22 protein-coding genes and 3 tRNA genes are annotated in these 21,176 nt (G+C 38.2%); 19 read left to right on the forward strand and 6 right to left on the reverse strand.

What is annotated here, in order from left to right; translation table 11 throughout:
• Positions 1 to 1,856 (reverse strand): signal peptide peptidase SppA (sppA, locus tag ABYD77_RS03655; protein ID WP_372767095.1); only part of this gene is annotated, 1,856 nt, incomplete at its 3' end.
• A gap of 215 nt (positions 1,857 to 2,071) precedes the next feature.
• Between sppA and ABYD77_RS03660 the strand changes: the two genes are divergently transcribed.
• From ABYD77_RS03660 to ABYD77_RS03700, 9 genes are all read left to right on the forward strand, one after another.
• A complete protein-coding gene (locus tag ABYD77_RS03660; RefSeq protein WP_372767097.1) occupies positions 2,072 to 4,045 on the forward strand; it encodes an FAD-dependent oxidoreductase in 1,974 nt (657 codons plus the stop codon).
• A gap of 58 nt (positions 4,046 to 4,103) precedes the next feature.
• Positions 4,104 to 4,796, forward strand: a complete 693-nt coding sequence (locus tag ABYD77_RS03665; protein ID WP_372767099.1) for a DoxX family protein — start codon at positions 4,104 to 4,106, stop codon at positions 4,794 to 4,796.
• A 438-nt stretch (positions 4,797 to 5,234) separates the two neighbouring features.
• Entirely contained in the window at positions 5,235 to 5,783 is a 549-nt protein-coding gene (locus ABYD77_RS03670; RefSeq protein WP_372767101.1) for an NAD(P)H nitroreductase, read from the forward strand.
• A gap of 7 nt (positions 5,784 to 5,790) precedes the next feature.
• Positions 5,791 to 6,783: a beta-N-acetylhexosaminidase gene (gene nagZ / locus ABYD77_RS03675; RefSeq protein WP_372767103.1), complete on the forward strand. Its 993-nt coding sequence runs from the start codon at positions 5,791 to 5,793 to the stop codon at positions 6,781 to 6,783.
• A 5-nt stretch (positions 6,784 to 6,788) separates the two neighbouring features.
• Positions 6,789 to 8,165, forward strand: a complete 1,377-nt coding sequence (locus ABYD77_RS03680; protein WP_372767105.1) for a DASS family sodium-coupled anion symporter — start codon at positions 6,789 to 6,791, stop codon at positions 8,163 to 8,165.
• 93 nt (positions 8,166 to 8,258) lie between these two features.
• On the forward strand, positions 8,259 to 8,636 hold the full coding sequence (locus tag ABYD77_RS03685) for a hypothetical protein (protein WP_372767107.1): 378 nt from the start codon (positions 8,259 to 8,261) through the stop codon (positions 8,634 to 8,636).
• A gap of 57 nt (positions 8,637 to 8,693) precedes the next feature.
• Positions 8,694 to 8,784, forward strand: a tRNA-Ser gene (locus ABYD77_RS03690).
• A gap of 53 nt (positions 8,785 to 8,837) precedes the next feature.
• Positions 8,838 to 9,212 carry a hypothetical protein gene (locus ABYD77_RS03695; RefSeq protein ID WP_372767109.1) on the forward strand — a complete coding sequence of 125 codons (375 nt, stop codon included), beginning with the start codon at positions 8,838 to 8,840 and terminating at the stop codon, positions 9,210 to 9,212.
• A gap of 69 nt (positions 9,213 to 9,281) precedes the next feature.
• The gene (locus tag ABYD77_RS03700) at positions 9,282 to 9,899 is read left to right on the forward strand and encodes an FKBP-type peptidyl-prolyl cis-trans isomerase (protein ID WP_372767111.1); all 618 of its coding nucleotides are present in this window, start codon (positions 9,282 to 9,284) and stop codon (positions 9,897 to 9,899) included.
• Between the two features lie 228 nt (positions 9,900 to 10,127).
• Here the strand turns inward: ABYD77_RS03700 and ABYD77_RS03705 are convergent, their stop codons facing one another.
• From ABYD77_RS03705 to ABYD77_RS03725, 5 genes are read right to left on the reverse strand one after another with little or no spacing between them, the layout of a single operon-like run.
• Positions 10,128 to 10,460, reverse strand: a complete 333-nt coding sequence (locus ABYD77_RS03705; protein WP_372767113.1) for a TusE/DsrC/DsvC family sulfur relay protein — start codon at positions 10,458 to 10,460, stop codon at positions 10,128 to 10,130.
• 5 nt (positions 10,461 to 10,465) lie between these two features.
• Positions 10,466 to 10,726: a sulfurtransferase complex subunit TusB gene (gene tusB / locus ABYD77_RS03710; RefSeq protein WP_372767115.1), complete on the reverse strand. Its 261-nt coding sequence runs from the start codon at positions 10,724 to 10,726 to the stop codon at positions 10,466 to 10,468.
• Positions 10,723 to 11,079 carry a sulfurtransferase complex subunit TusC gene (gene tusC / locus ABYD77_RS03715; RefSeq protein WP_372767117.1) on the reverse strand — a complete coding sequence of 119 codons (357 nt, stop codon included), beginning with the start codon at positions 11,077 to 11,079 and terminating at the stop codon, positions 10,723 to 10,725. The genes tusB and tusC overlap by 4 nt, the downstream gene beginning before the upstream one ends.
• Positions 11,076 to 11,429 carry a DsrE family protein gene (locus ABYD77_RS03720; protein ID WP_372767119.1) on the reverse strand — a complete coding sequence of 118 codons (354 nt, stop codon included), beginning with the start codon at positions 11,427 to 11,429 and terminating at the stop codon, positions 11,076 to 11,078. The genes tusC and ABYD77_RS03720 overlap by 4 nt, the downstream gene beginning before the upstream one ends.
• A 57-nt stretch (positions 11,430 to 11,486) precedes the next feature.
• A complete protein-coding gene (locus ABYD77_RS03725) occupies positions 11,487 to 12,152 on the reverse strand; it encodes a Bax inhibitor-1/YccA family protein (RefSeq protein WP_372767121.1) in 666 nt (221 codons plus the stop codon).
• Positions 12,153 to 12,416: 264 nt separating this feature from the next.
• Between ABYD77_RS03725 and ABYD77_RS03730 the strand changes: the two genes are divergently transcribed.
• The 10 genes from ABYD77_RS03730 (at position 12,417) to ABYD77_RS03775 (ending at position 21,104) form a co-directional block, all read left to right on the forward strand.
• Positions 12,417 to 12,507: transfer RNA gene (locus tag ABYD77_RS03730), tRNA-Ser, on the forward strand.
• A gap of 14 nt (positions 12,508 to 12,521) precedes the next feature.
• A tRNA-Ser gene (locus ABYD77_RS03735) sits at positions 12,522 to 12,612 on the forward strand.
• 82 nt (positions 12,613 to 12,694) lie between these two features.
• The gene (locus ABYD77_RS03740) at positions 12,695 to 13,072 is read left to right on the forward strand and encodes a hypothetical protein (RefSeq protein WP_372767123.1); all 378 of its coding nucleotides are present in this window, start codon (positions 12,695 to 12,697) and stop codon (positions 13,070 to 13,072) included.
• A 140-nt stretch (positions 13,073 to 13,212) separates the two neighbouring features.
• Positions 13,213 to 13,668: a GAF domain-containing protein gene (locus tag ABYD77_RS03745; protein ID WP_274762593.1), complete on the forward strand. Its 456-nt coding sequence runs from the start codon at positions 13,213 to 13,215 to the stop codon at positions 13,666 to 13,668.
• Position 13,669: 1 nt separating this feature from the next.
• Entirely contained in the window at positions 13,670 to 13,960 is a 291-nt protein-coding gene (locus ABYD77_RS03750) for a hypothetical protein (RefSeq protein ID WP_372767125.1), read from the forward strand.
• Positions 13,961 to 13,976: 16 nt separating this feature from the next.
• Positions 13,977 to 14,627, forward strand: a complete 651-nt coding sequence (gene proQ / locus ABYD77_RS03755) for an RNA chaperone ProQ (protein WP_372767127.1) — start codon at positions 13,977 to 13,979, stop codon at positions 14,625 to 14,627.
• 11 nt (positions 14,628 to 14,638) lie between these two features.
• Complete coding sequence (gene prc, locus ABYD77_RS03760; protein ID WP_372767129.1) at positions 14,639 to 16,663, forward strand: carboxy terminal-processing peptidase; 2,025 nt, start codon at positions 14,639 to 14,641, stop codon at positions 16,661 to 16,663.
• Between the two features lie 138 nt (positions 16,664 to 16,801).
• Positions 16,802 to 18,262: a Na+/H+ antiporter NhaC gene (gene nhaC, locus ABYD77_RS03765; protein ID WP_372767131.1), complete on the forward strand. Its 1,461-nt coding sequence runs from the start codon at positions 16,802 to 16,804 to the stop codon at positions 18,260 to 18,262.
• 18 nt (positions 18,263 to 18,280) lie between these two features.
• Positions 18,281 to 20,887 carry an aminopeptidase N gene (gene pepN, locus ABYD77_RS03770; RefSeq protein ID WP_372767133.1) on the forward strand — a complete coding sequence of 869 codons (2,607 nt, stop codon included), beginning with the start codon at positions 18,281 to 18,283 and terminating at the stop codon, positions 20,885 to 20,887.
• Positions 20,877 to 21,104 (forward strand): DUF2835 domain-containing protein, encoded by a 228-nt coding sequence (locus tag ABYD77_RS03775; protein WP_372767135.1) that lies wholly within the window; start codon positions 20,877 to 20,879, stop codon positions 21,102 to 21,104. The genes pepN and ABYD77_RS03775 overlap by 11 nt, the downstream gene beginning before the upstream one ends.
• Positions 21,105 to 21,176 lie beyond the last annotated feature (72 nt).

Raw genomic sequence — 21,176 nt, forward strand, 5'->3', positions numbered from 1 at the left:
ACTGTACACACTAGACACTTAGCATACACTCCATTTGGATCGTTAAATTGCTCTAAGCTAGATACTTGCTGTTTAATGCCTTGTGCAGTTTGCATAATGCTGTTTTTAACAGGCGCGTAATCGTCTTTGGCAAAATAAGCGGTAATAAATGTTGCAGCTTGTGATTCGCCAAAGATTTTTTGCATTAGCATTTCTTGCTCGGTAAGTTTATGCTCAATGGTAATAACGTCATACATTGAAAGGCTAGCAAGCTCTGCAGCACGTTCAATTGCATCTTGTTTAGTACCAAGTGCATCAACTAGGCCAAGCTCTTTAGCTTTAGTACCAATCCAAACACGGCCTTGTGCAACATTATCTACGTCTTCTTTTTTCATGCCACGGGCTTCTGCAACTACGGTTAAGAAACGGTCATAAGCACTTTCAACTGACATTTGAATAACTTCACCAAGCTTAGGCTCTAGCGGCCGTAACATAGAAAATGAAGCCATATCCGTTGTAGCAACACCGTCAGAGTAAATACCTAATTTTGCAAGGGTATTTTCAAATGTCATTAACGTACCAAATACGCCAATAGAACCTGTGATGGTGCTTGGTGCTGCCCAAATTTCGTTTGCATTCGCTGCAATCCAGTAACCACCTGATGCTGCAACTGAACTCATAGAAGCAATAACAGGCTTACCTGCATCTTTAAGTGCAAGCACTTCGGCACGAATAATTTCAGAAGCAAACATACTGCCACCGCCTGAATCAATACGAAGTACTACCGCTTTTACTTTGTCGTTTAAGCGAGCACGGCGAAGAAGTTCAGCAGTAGAGTCACCACCAATTTCACCTGCTTTACGCTCACCATCTACGATATTGCCTTTTGCTACAATTACAGCAACTTTATCGGTAATTGGGTTTTCCATAGGGAATGGTGGTTTTAACGTTTTGAGGTAATGACTAAACGAAATTTGTTTAAATGACTTACCTGATTCGTTTTTACCAACTTCTGCAATGAGTTTTTGACGTAATTCTTCTTTGCTTGCAAGTGAATCAACCCATTTATATTGCAGCGCATACTGACCTGAATGACCATTCACGTTGGCAAACTTTTCTTTGTATGTTGCCATGTCTTCAGCAAAATTAGTTACTTCAAAACCTCGGTGAGCTGCAACGTCTGTTTTATATTCCTGCCAAAGTGCGTCTAACCATGCTTTATTTGCTTCTTTTGCAGCATCTGACATGTTGCTTCGAATTAGCGGTTCTACAGCTGACTTAAACGTACCTACACGGAAAATATGCTGCGAGATATTTAGCTTATCGATAGCTTCTTTGAAATAAAGTGGGTAGGTGGCATAACCCGAAATATCAACAGCGCCGTATGGGTGCATTAAAATTTCATCGGCCTTACTAGCGATGTAGTATTGTGCCTGAGTGTAGTAATCACCGTAGGCATACACTTTTTTGCCGCTTTCTTTAAACTTATCAAGCTGGGCAGCAATTGCTTTCAACTTGTTAAGGTGTGCGCCTTGCATTTTTTGCAGATCAAGTAACAACAGCTTAATTTTCTTATCTTTTGCTGCGTACTTAATTGTCATTAAAATATCATCAAGTAGCACTTCAGGTGGCTCATCGCTTGAACCCATCGAATCGTTTAACGCTGCTTCAACTGGGTCAATATATGTTTTTTCCTCAACGATATTGCCTGCAATTGAAAGCACTAGAGCAGAATCTTGCTCAACGATAATTTCATCCCCTGAACTTAGAATTGACACAAAAAGTGCAATTAAAATAAAGAAAAATATAATATTTAATACGAGGCGTCTTGAAAAATTAAGAAAATTCCAAAAGCCTACGATAGCCTTTTTAACCAAAATCTTATCCTATCTATAGATTTATCATCTATTACCATCTTAACTTACTTTTTAGTCAAACTTAAATGAAAAACGTAACGAAGTGTTTAGCAAAAAAGTTTAGTTAAAACATTATAGTTAGTGAGTATATTGAGAGATCACTTTGGACAAGCTTGAGTTAACTGGTTAAACCAGTTAAAGTGCTTGAGGTATGACCAGTAGAGTAAGTAGCAAGTATGTTAGAACAAGAATTAAAACTGAAAAACAATTCACTGCGAAATCGCCTTGTAATGGGTTCAATGCACACTGGCCTTGAAGAAGGTTTGTGGAATGTTAAGCGCTTAAAAGCGTTTTACGAAGCGCGCGCAAAAGGAGGCGTAGGCCTTATTATTACCGGGGGCTTTAGCCCAAACTTGGTTGGGAAATTAACCCCAATCTCATCATCATTTAATACATTTTTAGATGTTCTTAAACATCGCCCTGTGACTAAAGCGGTACATGAGCACGGCGGCAAGATTTGTTTGCAGCTGCTTCATGCAGGGCGCTATGCATATCATCCATTTAATCAGGCGCCAAGTGCAATTAAGGCACCAATCAATCCTTACAAGCCGAAGGAAATGTCCCTTAGCAATATAAAAAGCACCATAAAATCATTTGCAAAATCAGCCAGGCTTGCAGAGCGTGCAGGTTATGATGGTGTTGAAATAATGGGCTCGGAAGGTTATTTAATTAACGAGTTTATGGCGCCTCGCACTAATAAACGTACTGATGAATATGGTGGTTCAAACGAAAATCGCATGCGCCTGGCAAAAGAAATAGTTGAAGCCGTGCGTCGTGAAGTAAGTGATAAGTTTATTATTGTTTTCCGCATCTCTGTGATGGATTTAGTGGAAGATGGTTCGAATCAAGAAGAAGTGATTGAACAAGCAAAAGTGTTAGAAAAAGCGGGTGTTGATATTTTTAACACAGGTATTGGTTGGCATGAAGCGCGTGTACCAACAATTGCAAGCATGGTACCACAAGGGGCTTTTGTTGAGGCAACCGAATTACTTAAACAACATGTTTCAGTGCCATGTGTTGCGGTAAACCGTATCAATACACCAGCACTTGCCAATTCAATTTTAAACAATAATTCAGCAGATTTAATTTCTATGGCGAGACCATTACTTGCTGATCCTGACTTTTTTAATAAATATGTTGAAAATAAAAGCGACAACATTAACGTGTGTATTGCCTGTAATCAAGGGTGCTTAGATAACGTTTTTAAAGGTAAGCGAGCCACTTGTTTAGTTAATCCACGTGCAGGTTTTGAATTAGACTATTCATTAGAGCCAACAACTAAGCCTAAAAATGTATTGGTTGTAGGTGGTGGACCGGCAGGTATGGCAGCAAGTTGTTATTTAGCTGAAAAAGGCCATAAGGTAACGCTTATTGAGCGCTCTAAAGGGTTGGGTGGTCAGTTTAATTTAGCAATGCGTGTACCAGGTAAAGAAGACTTTAATTACACGCTTGATTACTTTAAATCAGAGCTCGCTAAGTTAAATGTGAATGTCCAGCTTCAAACATCATTCGAAAATAGCATGTTTGAGCAATATGATAATGTTGTTTTTGCAACAGGGGTTCGCCCTCGAGAAGCGTCATTTGAGTTAAAAGATGGTCGCACATTACTTGCTTATGATGAAGTTATTCGTGGTGAAGTTGAAATTGGTAAGGACGTCGTTATTTTAGGTGCCGGTGGCATCGGTTTTGATATGGTGGCGTTTTTAGCTGAAAAAGCAAATAAGTCGGTTGATGAATTTAAGCAGCAGTGGGCAATTAATGTTGAACAAACACCGCATGAAATCCCACATAACATCACCATGTTAAAACGTAGCCCAGGCCGTTTTGGTAGTGATCTTGGTAAAACTACGGGGTGGATCCATCGCGCTGTTGCTAAACAGCAAAATGTTAAGCAAATCAGTGGTTGTAATTACATTGAGCTAAATAAAGACGGCTTAGTAATTGAAATTGGTGGTGAAAAACAAACAATTCCTTGTGACTCTGTAATTACGTGTATCGGTCAGGTTTCCAATACAGATACCTTTGATAAAGAGCTAGAAAATGGCAAGTATGCATCTAAAATTGATGTGATCGGTGGTGCAAAATTGGCTTCTGCAATTGATGCAAAACGTGCCATTTTTGAAGCCTTACAGGTAGCACGCAAAATATAGTGAATAATTAACAGTGTTTTACCGGTCTTTAATGTATTCCTAAAACTTAGAGGTCGGTATGACGCTACTTAATTTTTATCAAACATTCCTTTCTAAAAGCCAAAATTTATCTGGTTTACCACCATTACTATTTCGCTTAATACTTGCGCCAATAATGATTATTGCTGGTTACAGTAAACTTGGCTTAAGCGAAAACCCAGAAACATTCCTACAAGCTATTTCAGCATTACCAAGTATTGTTTCTTGGTTTGGCAATGCAGAGTGGGGGCTAGGTTTACCATTTCCATCATTACTTGCATTTTTAGCAGCTTGGACTGAATTTCTAGGTGGATGGTTACTATTTCTTGGTCTTTTTACCCGTATTGTTTCAATCCCGTTAGCGTTTACCATGTTTGTAGCAATAACAACGGTACATTTAGAAAATGGCTGGTTTTCTGTTACACCAACAAATAGTGAAACAAGTGCCGCAAAAGTACTTGATTGGCTAAATGTACCTGGCGCAAAGGCTAGTTTAGAAAACTCTAAGCAAGCATCCGAACGTTTAAATAAAATGCGTGAAATTCTAGAAGAAAATGGCTACACGGAATATCTCTATGAAACTGGTAAACCGGTAATTCTAAATAATGGCATTGAATTTGGCTTTATATATTTTGCAATGTTGCTTAGTTTGTTTTTTACAGGTGGCGGCAGGTTGTTCAGTATAGATTATTGGCTTTCACAAAGCTTTTTCACACAAAATCACGTTAAATAAAATTACTTGGTCATTTTGGCTCAGAACTTATTTATAATTATACCCAAGCCACCTGAAGATGCATGTTTCAGAGCTATCACAGCGCTTTCAAGTCAAGGCGTGTTAATGAAGGAATGTAGGTACCTTTCAAATTAACACAACGTAGGATTGAATGTGCTGTGAAGCTCCTAAAGGGCAAGGTTAAAAAGCATGTATACCGTGTTGGCCTACAAGGATGTAGGGTAAGGTGACAATGCAGGAGCACATTGTCTTTATTGATTTTGAAAAGGGAACACCATTCCCTGCAATCAATGCCTTGTCTAAATGCTTTTTATTTCTTGCTGAAATAAAGCATCTTCAGGTGACTTGGGTATAAAACACCTAATTGAGAAGAGCGTTAAGCTCTTTTCTTTTCACTGTAGTTTGTTAAGCTTGGCAAAAAACTAACATGTCAGCTTAATGAACGCATTAGAACTCTTATTAGAACGTCAATCAGACAGCAAACTTACTACACCTGGGCCAACACCTGAACAACTCGAAATTATTAAACAAGCGGCGTTACGCGTACCAGATCATGCTGCTTTAAAACCATGGCAATTTATCCTGGTTGAAGGCGATGCTCGTGAAAAATTAGGCGAAATTTATTACCAAGCAGCGCTTAACAATAATGCCGATGAAAAAACACTAGAACGTGCCAAAGAGTTACCGCTACGTGCACCTTTAATCATCATTTGTATTGCGAAATACAAGCCACATGCAAAAGTACCGCGTATTGAACAAGTGCAATCTGCCGGATGTGCCGTGATGGCGATGCAACAAGCCGCTTTTGCGCAAGGATTAGCAGGTGTTTGGCGTACTGGAAGTTATGCGCAAGACGAATATGTGAAACAAGCCCTTAATCTTTCAACCGATGATGAACTTGTTGGCTTTTTATATCTTGGTAGCAAAGTAAACGATATAAAGAAATCGCGCAATATTGATGCTTCTGACTTTTTTACATATTTGTAGGTGAATAATGTTAGGTCCGATCACAACTGGAATTGATGATAAGTTTCTTAGCCAAGAAGAGTGTGAAGTATTAAATCATCCGCTTATTAATGGGGTTATTTTATTTTCACGAAATTACGAAGACCGAGATCAGCTTCTGGCGCTGACTAATAGTATAAGAGCGATTAATCCGAAGCTGTTGGTGTCTGTTGATCATGAAGGTGGCCGAGTACAGCGCTTTCGTGATGGGTTTAGTCAACTCCCTAGTATGTCTGATGCGTTTCAACTTGAAAATGCGAATGAAAAACTACATGATATTGGTTGGACTTTAGCGGCGGAGCTATTAGCGTGCAAAGTTGATTTTTCATATGCCCCCTGTGTTGATGTAAATGGCATTTCACAGGTGATTGGCAATAGAGCTTTTTCATCAGAACCTGAAAGCGTGGTTGCTGGTGCAAAAGCCCTCATAAAAGGCTTGCACAGTGCTGGTATGAAATCTGTCATTAAACATTTTCCGGGTCATGGCTCAGTAGGTCCTGACTCACATATTGCAATGCCAGTGGATGACCGCAGTTTTGCCGATATTAATGAGTATGATTTAGTACCCTTTAAACGATTAGTTGCAGAATCATTGGCAGATGCGGTAATGCCTGCACACGTCATTTATTCAGAAGTTGATAAAAACCCTGCGTGTTTTTCTAATTTTTGGCTTAAAACTGTGCTTAGAAAACAATTAGGTTTTAATGGACCTGTGATATCTGATGATATGGGTATGCAAGGGGCTGTTCAAGTAGGGGATTATCACACTCGTGTAGCTAAAGCCCTCGATGCTGGCTGCGATACAGTGTTGCTTTGCAATGAAAAGCCGGGCCTGTATCAAGTGATGGATAGTTTGCCAATTGAAAAGTATCAGCATCATGGTGCACGTATGGCTGTTTTTCATCAAAAAAATTACCCAAGCTGGGATGATGTTAAGTGCGATCAAAGATGGCATAACTGTCAGAAAATAATAAATAGCTAATTAATATGACGAATAATAATAAAAATATCTTAATTGGTTTGTTTTCTAGTGTAATAGCTTACCTTGCATGTGTTTATTTTTGGCAACAGCCACAAGTGATTGCTTTAACTGTTGCGCTTACCCTTGTTACGGCCTATTTTTGGATAACGGAAGCATTACCTATACCCCTTACCTCACTTATCCCTATTGGGATTTTCCCTTTTGTTGGGGTGTTAACGCATCAGCAGGCTGCCGCATCGCTCGGTTCACATGTGATTGTGCTTTTGATGGGGGCGTTTATGCTCGCCGTTGGTATTGAAAAATCAGGGGTACATAGACGTATTGCCTTTACAATTTTAAAGGTCATTGGAGGCGATAGCGCGCTTCGCATTATTTTCGCCATTATGGCAACCAGTAGTATTTTATCGATGTGGATTTCGAATACGGCTACGGTTGTTGCATTATTACCGGTTGTACTAGCGATTTGTGCGTCAACTGATAACAGCCGCTTTAAAATTGCATTATTACTTGGTCTTGCTTATTCAGCCTCTCTTGGCGGTGTTGGTACATTAATTGGTACGCCGCCAAATGTGATCTTTGCCTCTGTTTATGAAGAGTTTGCAGGGGAAGAGTACGGTTTTATCCGCTGGATGAAAGTAACGGTGCCAATTATTGTAATAGCAATCCCGTTAATGGCGCTGTGGTTAGCAAGAGGCATCAAACTGTCGGCTGCTATCCATTTACCTAAATGCGATGAATGGCAAAGTGCTGAAAAGCGTGTGTTGTTTATTTTTGCCATTGTTGCGTTACTTTGGATTTTCAGAAAAGAACCCTTTGGTGGATGGTCTGGTTTACTTGATATCAAAACAGTAGGGGATTCATCCATTGCATTATTAGGTGTAATAGCAATGGCAATATCACCTAATGGCAAAGCTGGTCGTTTGCTTGAGTGGCAAGATGCAAAAGATATTCCTTGGGGTATGTTGTTACTTTTTGCTGGCGGTATTTGTATTGCTAAGGCATTTGTATCAAGTGGTTTAAGTGAATTGCTAGGGCAGTTTTTTGTAGCGCTAGGTTCATTACCAGTGTTAGTCAGTTTACTTGCACTTGCCATTGGTGTGTCATTTTTAACTGAGATTACATCAAATACAGCAACGGCAACGCTAATGATGCCAATTATAGCTAGCGCTGCAATAGCGCTTAATTTACCGATTGAATTATTAATGATCCCTGTGGTGATAAGTTGTTCATGCGCTTTTTGTTTGCCTGTGGCAACGGCACCAAACTCGATAGTATTCGCCAGTGGTGAAGTATCAATAAAAGATATGGCGAAACAAGGTATGGTGCTTAATATACTTGTTGCCACAATTGTTGCTTTAGTTTGCTTTTATTTCTTGACTTAAAGCTAAAATAGGCTATTTCAAATTTGTCTATTTTTTGTTAAAGTGGTCTATTAACAACCAATTTAAACCATAAAATAATAAAAAGGCGCAGTTATGAATAACTTGTTTTTGCGCGAAAAAGAAAGTTGGTCAATTTGGCTTATTTGGGGCATTGTGTCTGCGATAGCAGTTTATATTACTGCATCGCAGTCGCATGATATTAGTCATATTGTCTTTATTAAACTGAGCGTATTTTCGCTTTTAACCTGGTACATGGCCTATTTAAAACGCTTTTCGTTTTGGCGGGCGATGAAAATCTCACTGGTAGTGTTTTCTATTGCAGTGACACCAGTATTATTTTTTAATTTTGAAGCTGTTAGCTTATTAAAAAATGCAGACTTAGTTTTAAAAATAGCTGTTTTAACGGCGATAACGGTTATTTTTAGCTTAATTTGTTCGTTAATTGCACGTCAGCCAAAAGAATACTATTAAATAGTAATTTTTTACTTTACAACGTGATGCGAACTCATTAATATGCGCCCCAACAACGGAGAGATGGCTGAGTGGTTGAAAGCACCGGTCTTGAAAACCGGCATAGGTTAATAGCCTATCTAGGGTTCAAATCCCTATCTCTCCGCCACCTCATTCCCAAAACCGCCTTTATGGCGGTTTTTTTCGTTTTGGAGTTTGATTATGAATAATAAAGCGAAGACAGCACTTTTTATTTTCTTTTTTGCCGCTGTTTATAGCCTAGTACTTCAACAAGGTATTTTACTGCTTACTGACTACTTCACTGTTAAAGTTGATTCATTGGTTTTGATTTGGCAAAGCTACCTTGGTCTTTTCATTTTTAATTTACTGGTAGCGCAAACGACACGTAAATATTTCAAAGCTAATCAGCGCTTATTTTTTTCAATTATGATTGGCTGTGCTTCGGCATTATTGCCAACGGTATTTTCTTATGAGTTGTCCGCAGTATGGTCATTATTGTTAGCAAATGCCGTTATTTCAATTATGGCGCTACTTGCACAAAGTAAGCTTGAGACAATACAGAGCAAAAGTCAGTAATTGCGGTAACAAGTGGTGCCTAACTATGTTAGACTGGCACTTTTATAACTTAATTAAAGTATAGAGATTATGTCAGACACATTTAATTCAAATGCAGAAAAAGCAAGCTACGGTATCGGCCTACAAATGGGTGAGCAATTAAAATCAAACCCATTCGAAGGTTTAAACTTAAACTCAGTTTTCGAAGGCATGAAAGATGCTTACACTGGTGCTGATTTCCAAGTAGAGATCCCAGCTATTCAAGCAGCATTTGAAGAAATTAATGCTGAAATCACAAAGCGTCGTGAAGAAGAAGCGAAAGTACTTGCAGCTGAGGGCGAATCTTTCCTTGCTGAAAATGCAAAGCGTGCTGAAGTAACTGTTACAGCTTCAGGCCTTCAATACGAAGTGTTAACTGCTGGTGAAGGTGAGAAACCGACTGCAGATTCAACTGTTCGTACACATTACCATGGTACGCTAATCAATGGTGACGTTTTTGATAGCAGCTACGACCGTGGTCAACCAGCTGAATTCCCAGTTGGCGGTGTTATCAAAGGTTGGACTGAAGCATTACAAATGATGCCTGTTGGTTCAAAATGGCGTTTATATGTACCACACGACCTTGCATACGGTGAGCGTGGTGCAGGTGCATCAATCGCACCATTCTCAACACTTATTTTTGATGTTGAGTTACTAGATATCGTATAATTTAAGTACGAATAAGAAAGCCAGCAAAATGCTGGCTTTTTTTATATCTAAAAATTGTTGATACCAATTTTATTATTTATTTGATCATTCTAGCGAGTTAGGTGACCCATCAAGTGTATTTTAAAATTCTAAAGTAGAACAACTACATGTTGAAATATAAGCCTTGTTTCTGAGCCATTTCTCTGTTGCAATAAATGAACAGCTAATTAATGCAATTGGTATTCTTGGTTATATACAACGGGCAGGTTTAGGTAAACCAGCAATCTTTGTTGCTTGTTTGGCAGGGCCTTTTGGAAATAACTTATACAAGTATTTACTGTTACCTTTGTCATCGCCTAGCTGTTTTGCCATTGCTTTAACTAACATGCGTATTGCAGGACTGGTGTTAAATTCTAAATAGAAGTTTCGCACAAAGTTGACAACTTCCCAGTGATTTTCGCTGAGTTCAATATTTTCATGTTGTGCAATTTGTTCTGCGAGTTGTTCACTCCAATCAGCTTGGACTTTTAAATAACCTTCTTTATCGGTTTCAATGGTTTTACCATCAATTAAATAACTCATTGTTTTTACCAAGTTATGTGTTGTTCACTTTGAACAACAAGTGTTACCCATTGTTCGTCAGAAATAAGTTTTACTGTTGGATGTTCAATGCCGCGCGCTTTTATGTCAGTTTCAAGGGCATAAACGTCACAATTATTGTATTGAGATGCAAAATGTGACGCACTGTAACACGCATCTGATATAAGCAAAATGCTATCATCTTGAGCGATGATCAGCTGTTGTTGAACATAATCTGATAGAGGTTTGCAAAAAATATGAAGGATCACAGTGTCACCACTTGGTGTTGTTTTGAAAGTAGGGCACGTTTATCATTTTCATCTAATGCAACGACATCAAAAGCAAATTGTGATTTATTAATGCCAAGTTCCTTTAGTGATTGTGCGCATACATAAATATGATCAATGTCATAAAGTGCTAATGTACCAAAAGCTTTGAGGTAATTCTTAATATTTAAATTGTCAATGGATTGTCCAGCAAGTAAAGCGAATAGGGCATTGCCTTGCAGAAGCAAGCTAACTTCTTGATCAATGGCTGCAAAGATTAATGCCATATCAAGGCTTTCTTTTAATCTGGCATCGACAAAAGGCGACTCATTACAAATAACTAAAAATGACTTCATTTAATTTGTACCCATTTATCTGTTTGAGCAACATCCATTGCAAATTCAGCAAGACCGGCAACTTCAAAAGGGTGTGTATTTGAAATCGCTAAACCACGTTTTTCAGCCGCTGTAACACATAGGGAAAGTTTGATGCCTAACTTAGCAATCGAATGCCAAACATCCATAATTTGTAACTCATCACTCGGTAGTGAAAAATGTTCGCTCGCGTGAAAAACAGCATCTTGATAAAGAAATACGCCTTTAATGGTATGCCCAAGTGTTATTGCACTATTAATCAAGCGAATAAGATGTTGCAAACTATCATGTGAGGTGACGTTTGCATGATAACTAATAATGATAGATGCCAAAATCAATCCAAAAAAAAGCCCCGATAAACGGGGCTTATTTTATTAAATTTTTACAGTTTAGTCATTATTTGCACCTAGAAGATGCAAGATAGATGTGAAAAGGTTGTATACATTTAAGTATAAGCTCACCGTTGCACGAATGTAATTTGTTTCACCGCCATTAATAATTCGACTAGTATCGAATAAAATTAAGCCAGACATAATGAATACGATGGCTGCGTTCATTGCCATAAATACAACTGAACTACCTACAAATAAGTTTACTAGGCTAACTAGAACAACAACAATTAAACCCACAAATAGGAAGCCACCTAAGAAAGAAAAATCTTTCTTAGTCGTCATTGCGTATGCAGATAAGCCAAAAAACACTAATGCAGTAGAACCCAGTGCTTGCATGATAAGCATAGGGCCGTTAGGCATTGCCGCGTAGTGGTTTAGTATTGGACCAAGTGCTGCGCCCATAAGGCCCGTAAACACAAAAACCCATGGTAACCCAGATGCACTGTCAGCTTTCTTATTAACAACAAACAAGGTAATTAGACCACCTATGCTAAATACCAAACCCATCATATAAGGTAATTGCATCGCCATTGAAATACCCGCTGTAACTGCACTAAAGAGTAAAGTCATACCGAGTAGCATGTAGGTATTACGTAATACCTTGTTAGTTTCAAGTACTGACTGCGCCGATTTCGGCGACGAGTACGTATGGTTAAAGCTCATAAATAACTCCTTAAATTGAAACGCATTCCTGTTAGGTTTCAGAACTGCCAAACAGCATATCAATTAACATCATAGGTAGCAATTCTATTACCTTTATTAGAACGTATATTGCTACTATTTAGTTCAAAAAATTAATCAAAATAATTTAAAGACCCTTGGTTGTGCTCTTATTGTACTTTTTGGCTGATTATTGTGCGGTTGAACAAAATATTAAAAAAAAAGCTTCACAAGTGAAATCGAATCCCCTACTATTCGCCCCGCTGCGGAGAGATGGCTGAGTGGTTGAAAGCACCGGTCTTGAAAACCGGCATAGGTTAATAGCCTATCTAGGGTTCAAATCCCTATCTCTCCGCCACTTTCTTTATTTGCGGAGAGATGGCTGAGTGGTTGAAAGCACCGGTCTTGAAAACCGGCATAGGTTAATAGCCTATCTAGGGTTCAAATCCCTATCTCTCCGCCACCTTCTTCCTATACTTAAGTCTACTATCTATTTTATCCTTATTTGCGATGCTAAAGCTGTGTTTAAACATAGTGATTCGGTTATGGATAAAAAAACAATTCTTAAAGGCATTGCTTATTCACTTTTCTCACCCTTCGTTATTGGGTGTTTAATCGGTGCTTATTATGTCATTACACTGGAAGGTGGTAATAGCAAACTTTTCTTTTCAATTCTGTTAAGTGCAGTAGCAAATGCGCATATTGTTGGTTTAACAATGGCAATTTGTGTTGTGCCTTTATATTTATTTCTAATAAAACGTAGTCAAACCAATAATACTGCTGTAATTACAGCCGCGTTATTTGGTGGTGCACTATTTAGTTTTATGTTTAATGTGGCATCGGGACAAGTGTTTATTGTTAATACTGCAATGGCAATATTAGCTGCGGGTATTTTTATAATGACACAAAAAAAACGAATCTAGTTTTTCAGGCGAATAAATAGTAAACAAAAAAGTGAATATTTCGCGATATTCACTTTTTTTAGCTTAAAAAGGTTTCATTTGTTGTTCTGAAAGAGTACCTTTAAGCTTTGTGAATATTGAATTGTTAACTTTTCCAAATAATGAATAAAGAAAGCTTATATCAAAGTTTAAATAATCAAGTAGTGGCTTTGATTGAAGATGAATCTAACCTGATAGCTAACCTTGCAAACGTAAGTGCGTTATTAAACATTGCACTTGAAGACATCAACTGGGTTGGTTTTTATTTATTAGAAAACGACACGCTTGTACTAGGTCCTTTCCAAGGTAATCCAGCATGTGTGCGTATTCCGATTGGAAAAGGTGTTTGCGGTACTGCATTTGAAAAACAACAAACATTACGTATCGAAAATGTTCACGATTTTGAAGGCCACATTGCTTGTGACGCTGCTTCGAATTCTGAAATCGTAATTCCACTTATTAAAGATGGTCAATACATAGGTGTATTAGACATTGATAGCCCAAGCTTGAATCGCTTCGATGAAGATGACCAAGCGGGTTTGGAACTTATTATGTCTTCACTTAAAGAGTATCTTTAATATGAAAGATTGGTTGAGTGTTCAGGATTACCTTTTTGGTATTGATCAAGTAGGTGATTGGGAAGGGCAAGAAGAAGCTGTTGCTGAAAATCTTAATGAACTTATTCATATTGCTTGGCAAGCGCTTCCAGATGAAGCAGACGCTGAGACAATAGACAGAATTATTGAAGGCATTTGGGAACACTTACGTGGTGATACTGCGATTCTAGATGCCGAGCATGAAGAATTAATCGATTGGGTGTTACATTATGTGGCAAACCAATTAGAAAACAATTTAGACGAAGAGATTTAAACTTAAGGTTAAACACATGGACTCTACTAACAAGCTAAAAGACATTAAAGAGGTATTAAATTACCTTTACACAGAGTTTCCAGCCTGCTTTAAAGAAAAGGACGGTATTAAGCCGTTAAAGGTTGGTATCTTTAAAGATATTGCTGAGCGTATCGACAGCGATGAACGTGTAAGTAAAACACAAGTGCGTCAAGCACTTCGTAAATACACTTCAAACTGGCGCTACCTTGAATCGGTTACAAAACACGAGTTTCGTATTGACCTTGATGGTAACGATGCTGAAAAAGTAGAAGAAGAGCACGTAGAGCATGCTAACAAGGCGCTAGAAGAAAGCCGTGCAAAACTTGCAAAACGTAAGAAAGCAGATCCTCGCAATGCGGGTGAAAAGAAATCTTACAAAAAGAAAGGGACTTTTGCTGATAAAAATGCTGCAAAAGGAACTAAATTTACTTCTAGCAACACTAATAAAGACAAACCTGTACGCCGCTCAAACAAAGTAGAAGCGCTACCTTCAGGTGATATTAAAGTGAACGCTGAAGTTAAAGTAAAACTTGGCCAAGCTTTAGTAAAAGGTACAATCACTGAAGTGAACAAGGAAGACATTCATGTGGTGCTAGTTACTGGCATGCAGGTTAAAACTAAAGCAGAGAGTCTATTTATCGTATAAGGAGACAGTGTATGAGTGAGAAGTTTAAGCTTATTCCACTGGCGGCAGCGCTATTTTCAGCAAATTTATTTGCTTCTGCCGATACAATTAGCATTGAAAATTTACCTGAGTTAAAACAGGAAATACAGCATATTGCTGCAACCAAGCGAATAACAAACTTATTTACTCGCTCACACTACAAACTTATTCGATTAGATGATGACTTATCTAGCCAAATCTATGACCGCTATTTAGAGTCAATCGACAGTAACAAAAGCTTGTTCCTGCAATCAGATTTGGCAAAATTTGAACATTTCAGGTATGAGATTGATAATGCATTAATAAAAGGCGATATGTCGTTTGCGTTTGATATCTTTAACCTGAATATGCGTCGCCGCTTTGAACGTTTTGAGTATTCTCTTTCTTTACTTGATAACGAAATGTCGTTCGACAAAGAGGATAATTACTACTTCGATCGCGAAGATGCAGCTGTTCCAACAACTATGAATGAATTACACGAAATTTGGCGCCAACGTGTTAAATACGATGCGCTTCGTTTAAAACTGACGGGCAAAGAATGGCCAGATATTCAAGAAATTCTAAAAAAACGTTACCGTTATACACTTAAACGTATTTCGCAAACGAATAGTGAAGATGCGTATCAAATTGCGATGAACTCGTTCGCAAGAAGCATTGAAGCTCATACCTCTTATTTATCGCCACGCCGTGCAGAGCAATTTAAGCAAGATATGCAGCTTGAATTGGAAGGCATTGGCGCTGTTCTAGGTGTTGATGAAGATTACACTGTAATTCGTTCATTAGTGCCTGGCGGTCCGGCATCGAAAACTGAAAAGCTTAAGTCAGATGATCGCATTATTGCGGTTGCACAAGGGCAAGACCAATTTGTTGATGTAATTGGATGGCGTTTAGATGACGTGGTAGACCTAATTAAAGGTCCGAAAGGTACTAAGGTTCGTCTACAGTATTTAAAAGGCTCTGATTCGCACGGTACGCCACACGAAGTCGTGATTGTACGTGATAAAATTCGTTTAGAAGATAAAGCTGCTAAATCTAGTGTATTTAAGCCAGTTTATTCAGAGCTTGATACAAAAATCGGGGTGATTGAGATCCCAGGCTTTTACAATAACCTCTCTAAAGATGTGAAGAAAGAACTTGCCAAGTTACAAGAGCAACAAGTCGATGGTATTGTTATCGATTTACGTGGTAACGGTGGTGGTTCATTGTATGAAGCAACACAATTATCAGGTTTGTTCTTTGATAAAGGCCCTGTAGTTCAAATTCATAACATCAATGGTAAAGTTGAAAAACAAAAAGACCGTGATGGGGTAACGTATTACGATGGCCCTTTAACGGTACTCGTGGACCGTTATAGTGCATCTGCTTCTGAAATTTTTGCAGCAGCGATGCAAGATTACGGGCGCGCTGTAATTATTGGTGAACAAACCTTCGGTAAAGGTACAGTTCAACAGCACAGAAGCCTAACAAAAGCGTTTGATCTATTTGAAAACCCACTAGGTAGTGTTCAGTACACAATTGCTAAATTTTATCGCATTAATGGTGGCAGTACACAGCATAAAGGGGTGATTCCGGATATTAAATTCCCAAGTCCTATTGACCCTGCAGAGTGGGGTGAAAGTCAGGAAGATAATGCATTGCCTTGGGATCATATTCGTAAGGCGAATTATTCAAAACTTGACGATTTATCACCAGCAATTACGTTTTTAACGGATAAACACAAAGATCGTATCGCTGTTGAACCTGAGTTTATCTATCTTAATGATGACATAGCAGTTTATCAAAAAGAGAAAGATCGAGATTCAGTTACGTTAGTGAAAGCCAAGCGTGAAAAACAACGTGAAGAAGATAAAGTCAAAGCGTTAGCGCGTGCAAATGAACGCTTAAAACGATTAGGCCTAGACCCGATTGCGTCTTTAGATGATGCACCTGATGTACTGGATGAAATTGATCCAGGACTTGAGGAAGCGGTACATATTACATCAGATTTTATTAAGTATGGCCGTTACGCTAAACACTAATTAGCAATGATTTTAGCAAGCGCCGATTTTCACAAAGTCGGCGCTTTTTTATGTAAAACTAAAAATAATAAACGTCAGCACTTTGCCCTTTGGGTGATGTAAAGTTGATAAATAATGACAACAATTTGAGGTATCTTTGTGAAGCAAGTAAAACAAGCGACCTTTTTAGACGCTTTAATTCCAATAAGCGTCTTAGTGCTGCTGCTTGGCACATCCGTTTATTTATACAGTGATGATTCATCGTATGGTCCTAACCAGATAGCTTTATTATTTGCTGCAGCAATTGCGGTTTTAATTGGGTTAAAGAATGGGTTTAAATGGGTTGAGCTTGAAGAAGCAATGGTTAAAGGCATAACCATTTCTTTAGGCGCCGTACTGATTTTATTAATGGTTGGTGCGCTTATTGGTACTTGGTTGCTATCAGGCACAGTTCCGTCATTAATTTATTATGGTTTGCAACTGATAAATCCACATTGGTTTTATGCTGCAAGTTGTGTGCTTTGTGCCATAGTTGCGCTTAGTATTGGTAGTTCATGGACTACAGCAGCCACAATCGGTGTTGCATTACTGGGTGTTTCTACTGGGCTTGGGCTTGACCAAGTTGTCACGGCAGGTGCTGTTATTTCAGGTGCTTATTTTGGTGATAAATTAAGCCCACTTTCAGAAACAACTAACCTTGCCCCAGCAGTTGCTGGCAGTAATTTATTTGCGCATATTCATCATATGCTTTGGACAACCGTACCGAGCTTCATTATTGCTTTGATTATTTTCTTAGTGATGGGCTTCAATGCGGAAGGGATCCCAAATGAAGGGCGCATTGAAGAAATCTCAGGTATTTTGTTACAAAACTTCAATATTGGCATCGCAATGTTAGTACCACTGGTGGTTCTGTTGGCGCTCGCAATTAAAAAAATGCCAGCATTCCCTGCGGTTGCAATTGGTGCCTTTGTAGGTGCAATTTGGGCGCTTTTATTTCAACAAGATTTGATCGCAAGCCAAATCGATAGTGGTGTCAATTCATTGGTCGGTACCTTTAAGTTAGTGTGGGCAGCATTTTTTAATGGTTTTAGCATAACAACAGGCGATGAAAAAATGGATAGTCTTCTAAGTGGTGGCGGTATGTCAGGCATGCTTAATACTACTTGGTTAATCATTTGTGCCTTGATGTTTGGCGCGGTTATGGAAAAAGTTGGTCTGTTAAAAGTCTTCGTTTCAGGTATTTTAAAAATTGCGAAAAGCACAGGGTCGCTTATCGCTTCGACAATTGCCACGTGTATCGGAACAAATTTAATAGCTGCAGATCAATATATGGCGATTGTTATGCCAGGTCGTATGTTTAAAGAAGAATATGAAAAACGTGGTCTTGCTAATGTAAATTTATCTAGAACTTTGGAAGATGGTGGTACTATTACAAGCCCATTAATCCCTTGGAATACATGTGGTGCATATATGCAAAGTGTGCTCTTAATTAACCCATTAGATTATGCAATGTATGCGTTTTTCAATTTAATCAATCCAGTGTTAGCGGTTATCTATGCCTACTTCGGCATTAAAATTTTAAAGCTAGAACCAAAGCACGTTCAGTCTAATGAAGCATAATTTAGTAGAGTAATTTTTATGAGCGATCAACATATTCCAACTAACCAACCTAAGTTTCGTAAGGATTATAAAACGCCTGAATTTTTAGTTGATTCACTGTATTTAGAGTTTGATTTACAGCCTACACAAACACGTGTGTTACAAAAGTCGCAGTATAAGTGCGTAGGCTCTTCGAAGAGTGAGCTATGGTTAGATGGTGTTAATCAAATACTGCACTGTATCAATGTAAATGGCGATTCCTTTACCGAATTTGAAACATTCGAGCAGGGCATCTTATTAAAGAATTTACCTGCTGAATTTGAACTGCATATCGAAACTGAAATAGACCCAAAAAACAATACATCTCTGGAAGGTTTGTATTTATCTGATGGTGCTTATTGCACTCAATGTGAAGCAGAGGGTTTTCGCAAAATCACCTACTTTCAAGATAGACCTGATGTTTTAACAAAATATACCGTTAAGGTAATTGCAGATAAATCGTTAACCCATTTGCTTTCAAACGGTAACAAAATAGACAGTGGCGAACTTGCAGACGGAAGGCACTTTAATACTTGGCAAGATCCGTATAATAAACCGAGCTATTTATTTGCGTTGGTGGCTGGTGATTTTGATGTTTTACAAGATAATTTCACCACACGCTCTGGTCGTAATGTGTTACTGGAATTATTTGTTGATAAAGGCAACTTGAGTAAAGCAGATCATGCAATGGCATCGCTTAAGCGTGCCATGAAATGGGATGAAGAGCGTTTTAACCTGGAATATGATCTTGATATTTATATGATTGTTGCTGTTGATTTTTTCAATATGGGCGCAATGGAGAATAAAGGATTAAATATTTTTAACTCTAAATGTGTTCTTGCAAATCAAGCAACTGCTACGGATAGAGATTACCACACAATTGAAAGTATTGTAGGGCACGAGTACTTCCATAACTGGACAGGAAACCGTGTTACTTGCCAAGACTGGTTCCAGCTTTCATTAAAAGAAGGGTTAACGGTTTTCCGTGATCAAGAATTTAGTTCAGACATTGGTTCACGTGCGCTTAATCGAATCGATGCAGTTAAAGTGATGCGTGGTCCACAGTTTAGTGAAGATGCTGGACCAATGGCTCATCCGATAAGACCGGATAAAGTAATAGAAATGAATAATTTCTATACGGTTACTGTATATGACAAAGGATCTGAAGTGATCCGTATGATGCATACCTTACTAGGCGAAACTAATTTCCAAAAAGGCATGCAACTTTATTTTGAACGTCATGATGGTAAAGCAGCAACTTGTGATAATTTTTTGAGTGCAATGCAAGATGCTTCAAACATTGATTTAAGCTTATTTTCAAAGTGGTATAGCCAATCTGGTACGCCAGAGTTAACTGTAATTCGAGACTACAATGAGTCGAATAGGACATTAACATTAACAGTTTCACAAAATACAGCACCAACGCAAGATCAAAATGAAAAGCAAGCGCTCCATATTCCACTTGCGATCGAACTTATCTCTCCTGAAGGCGTTTCACAACCGCTGCAAATTAACAGTGAGTTGATTGGTAATGTGGTAAGCCTTAAGGAACAATCTCAACAGTTTGTTTTTGAAAATATTGAATCCAATTCATCAGTTGTGTTTTTAGAAAATTTTTCTGCACCTTGTAAGGTCATATTTGAGCAATCAATACATGAGTTGATTTTGATAGTAAAACACGCACGAAGTGACTTTTCTAAATGGGATGCAATGCAACGTTTGATGATCGGCTGTTTAAAAGAGGCGATTGATAAAGGTAAAGAATTACCAAAAGATGTCTTCGATTTATTTGAATATTTACTCGCATCAGAAGCGTCTGATCTTTCTTTACTAAGTGAATTAATAACACTTCCTAGTTTTGATAGTATTGCTGCAACGTATGACACCGTTCCTGTTGATGAGATATGTGCACAATTGGCATCTGTAAAATCCACATTAGCAAATTTAATGAGAGATTCATTAATTACTCGTTATAACAGCCTTTCTGAAAATGGCGGTTTAGATGCTCATAGCGTGGGCGTACGCGCTTTAAAGGGGTGTTTACTTGGTTATCTGTCGCTAACTGATTGGCAGCAGCTCTCAAATGAACTTGAAAGTGAGTTTGAAAATGCGAATATGACCAACAGTTTAAATGCACTGAATGCAGTGTGCGATAGTTTACATGCTTCGCACTCAAACTACTTAGCGCGATTTAAAGACAAATGGCATCATGATGTGCTTGTACTCGATAAATGGCTTGCTCAAATAGGTCGGTTAAAGTCAGAGTATGTAACTAGTACCATTTCACAGATGTTTGATAGTGGTGATGTTGATATAACAAACCCTAATCGTGTTCGTGCATTGTTGATGAGTTACAGTATGTTTAATCCAAAAGCCTTCCATGCTGTTGATGGCTCAGGATATAAACTGCTAACCGATTTGTTGATTAAGCTTGATAAAATTAATCCACAAAATGCAGCACGTTTAATTACGCCATTACTTAGTTTTAAACGTCATTCAATTGCACGACAGGAAAAAGCATTAGCTCAATTAGAGCGTTTAGCTGCAATTTCTGATTTAAGCCCAGATCTATTTGAAAAGGTGAGTAATGCCCTCAATGGTGAGTAAAACTTACTATTTTTCAATAAATCTCAATTACGATGAGTGTATGGCCTATTACAAGGGCCATTACACTCAAATTCAGATTTTGAGTGACTGCGGTAAAACAATCCGCTTTGACGCAGCAAAATTACGTCATTTTATTTCTTCGTTGGGCATAAAAGGACGTTTTCGTATCCATTTAACAGTTGAAAATAAATTTATTTCTATAGAAAGAATATCATAAAAACAAAGCTTTAGCGTGTTATTGTCGTCTTTTTCTTGAACTTTTTTAAGTTCTTTAGCATAAGCACTTTTC

The organism is Pseudoalteromonas sp., assembly GCF_041629635.1.
Taxonomy (GTDB): domain Bacteria; phylum Pseudomonadota; class Gammaproteobacteria; order Enterobacterales; family Alteromonadaceae; genus Pseudoalteromonas.

Coding starts and splice junctions, on each gene's coding strand:
- ABYD77_RS03660 (WP_372767097.1), top strand. CDS start 2,072: ATGTTAGAACAAGAATTAAAACTGAAAAACAATTCACTGCGAAATCGC.
- ABYD77_RS03665 (WP_372767099.1), top strand. CDS start 4,104: ATGACGCTACTTAATTTTTATCAAACATTCCTTTCTAAAAGCCAAAAT.
- ABYD77_RS03670 (WP_372767101.1), top strand. CDS start 5,235: ATGAACGCATTAGAACTCTTATTAGAACGTCAATCAGACAGCAAACTT.
- nagZ (WP_372767103.1), top strand. CDS start 5,791: ATGTTAGGTCCGATCACAACTGGAATTGATGATAAGTTTCTTAGCCAA.
- ABYD77_RS03680 (WP_372767105.1), top strand. CDS start 6,789: ATGACGAATAATAATAAAAATATCTTAATTGGTTTGTTTTCTAGTGTA.
- ABYD77_RS03685 (WP_372767107.1), top strand. CDS start 8,259: ATGAATAACTTGTTTTTGCGCGAAAAAGAAAGTTGGTCAATTTGGCTT.
- ABYD77_RS03695 (WP_372767109.1), top strand. CDS start 8,838: ATGAATAATAAAGCGAAGACAGCACTTTTTATTTTCTTTTTTGCCGCT.
- ABYD77_RS03700 (WP_372767111.1), top strand. CDS start 9,282: ATGTCAGACACATTTAATTCAAATGCAGAAAAAGCAAGCTACGGTATC.
- ABYD77_RS03705 (WP_372767113.1), bottom strand. CDS start 10,460: ATGAGTTATTTAATTGATGGTAAAACCATTGAAACCGATAAAGAAGGT.
- tusC (WP_372767117.1), bottom strand. CDS start 11,079: ATGAAGTCATTTTTAGTTATTTGTAATGAGTCGCCTTTTGTCGATGCC.
- ABYD77_RS03725 (WP_372767121.1), bottom strand. CDS start 12,152: ATGAGCTTTAACCATACGTACTCGTCGCCGAAATCGGCGCAGTCAGTA.
- ABYD77_RS03740 (WP_372767123.1), top strand. CDS start 12,695: ATGGATAAAAAAACAATTCTTAAAGGCATTGCTTATTCACTTTTCTCA.
- ABYD77_RS03745 (WP_274762593.1), top strand. CDS start 13,213: ATGAATAAAGAAAGCTTATATCAAAGTTTAAATAATCAAGTAGTGGCT.
- ABYD77_RS03750 (WP_372767125.1), top strand. CDS start 13,670: ATGAAAGATTGGTTGAGTGTTCAGGATTACCTTTTTGGTATTGATCAA.
- proQ (WP_372767127.1), top strand. CDS start 13,977: ATGGACTCTACTAACAAGCTAAAAGACATTAAAGAGGTATTAAATTAC.
- prc (WP_372767129.1), top strand. CDS start 14,639: ATGAGTGAGAAGTTTAAGCTTATTCCACTGGCGGCAGCGCTATTTTCA.
- pepN (WP_372767133.1), top strand. CDS start 18,281: ATGAGCGATCAACATATTCCAACTAACCAACCTAAGTTTCGTAAGGAT.
- ABYD77_RS03775 (WP_372767135.1), top strand. CDS start 20,877: ATGGTGAGTAAAACTTACTATTTTTCAATAAATCTCAATTACGATGAG.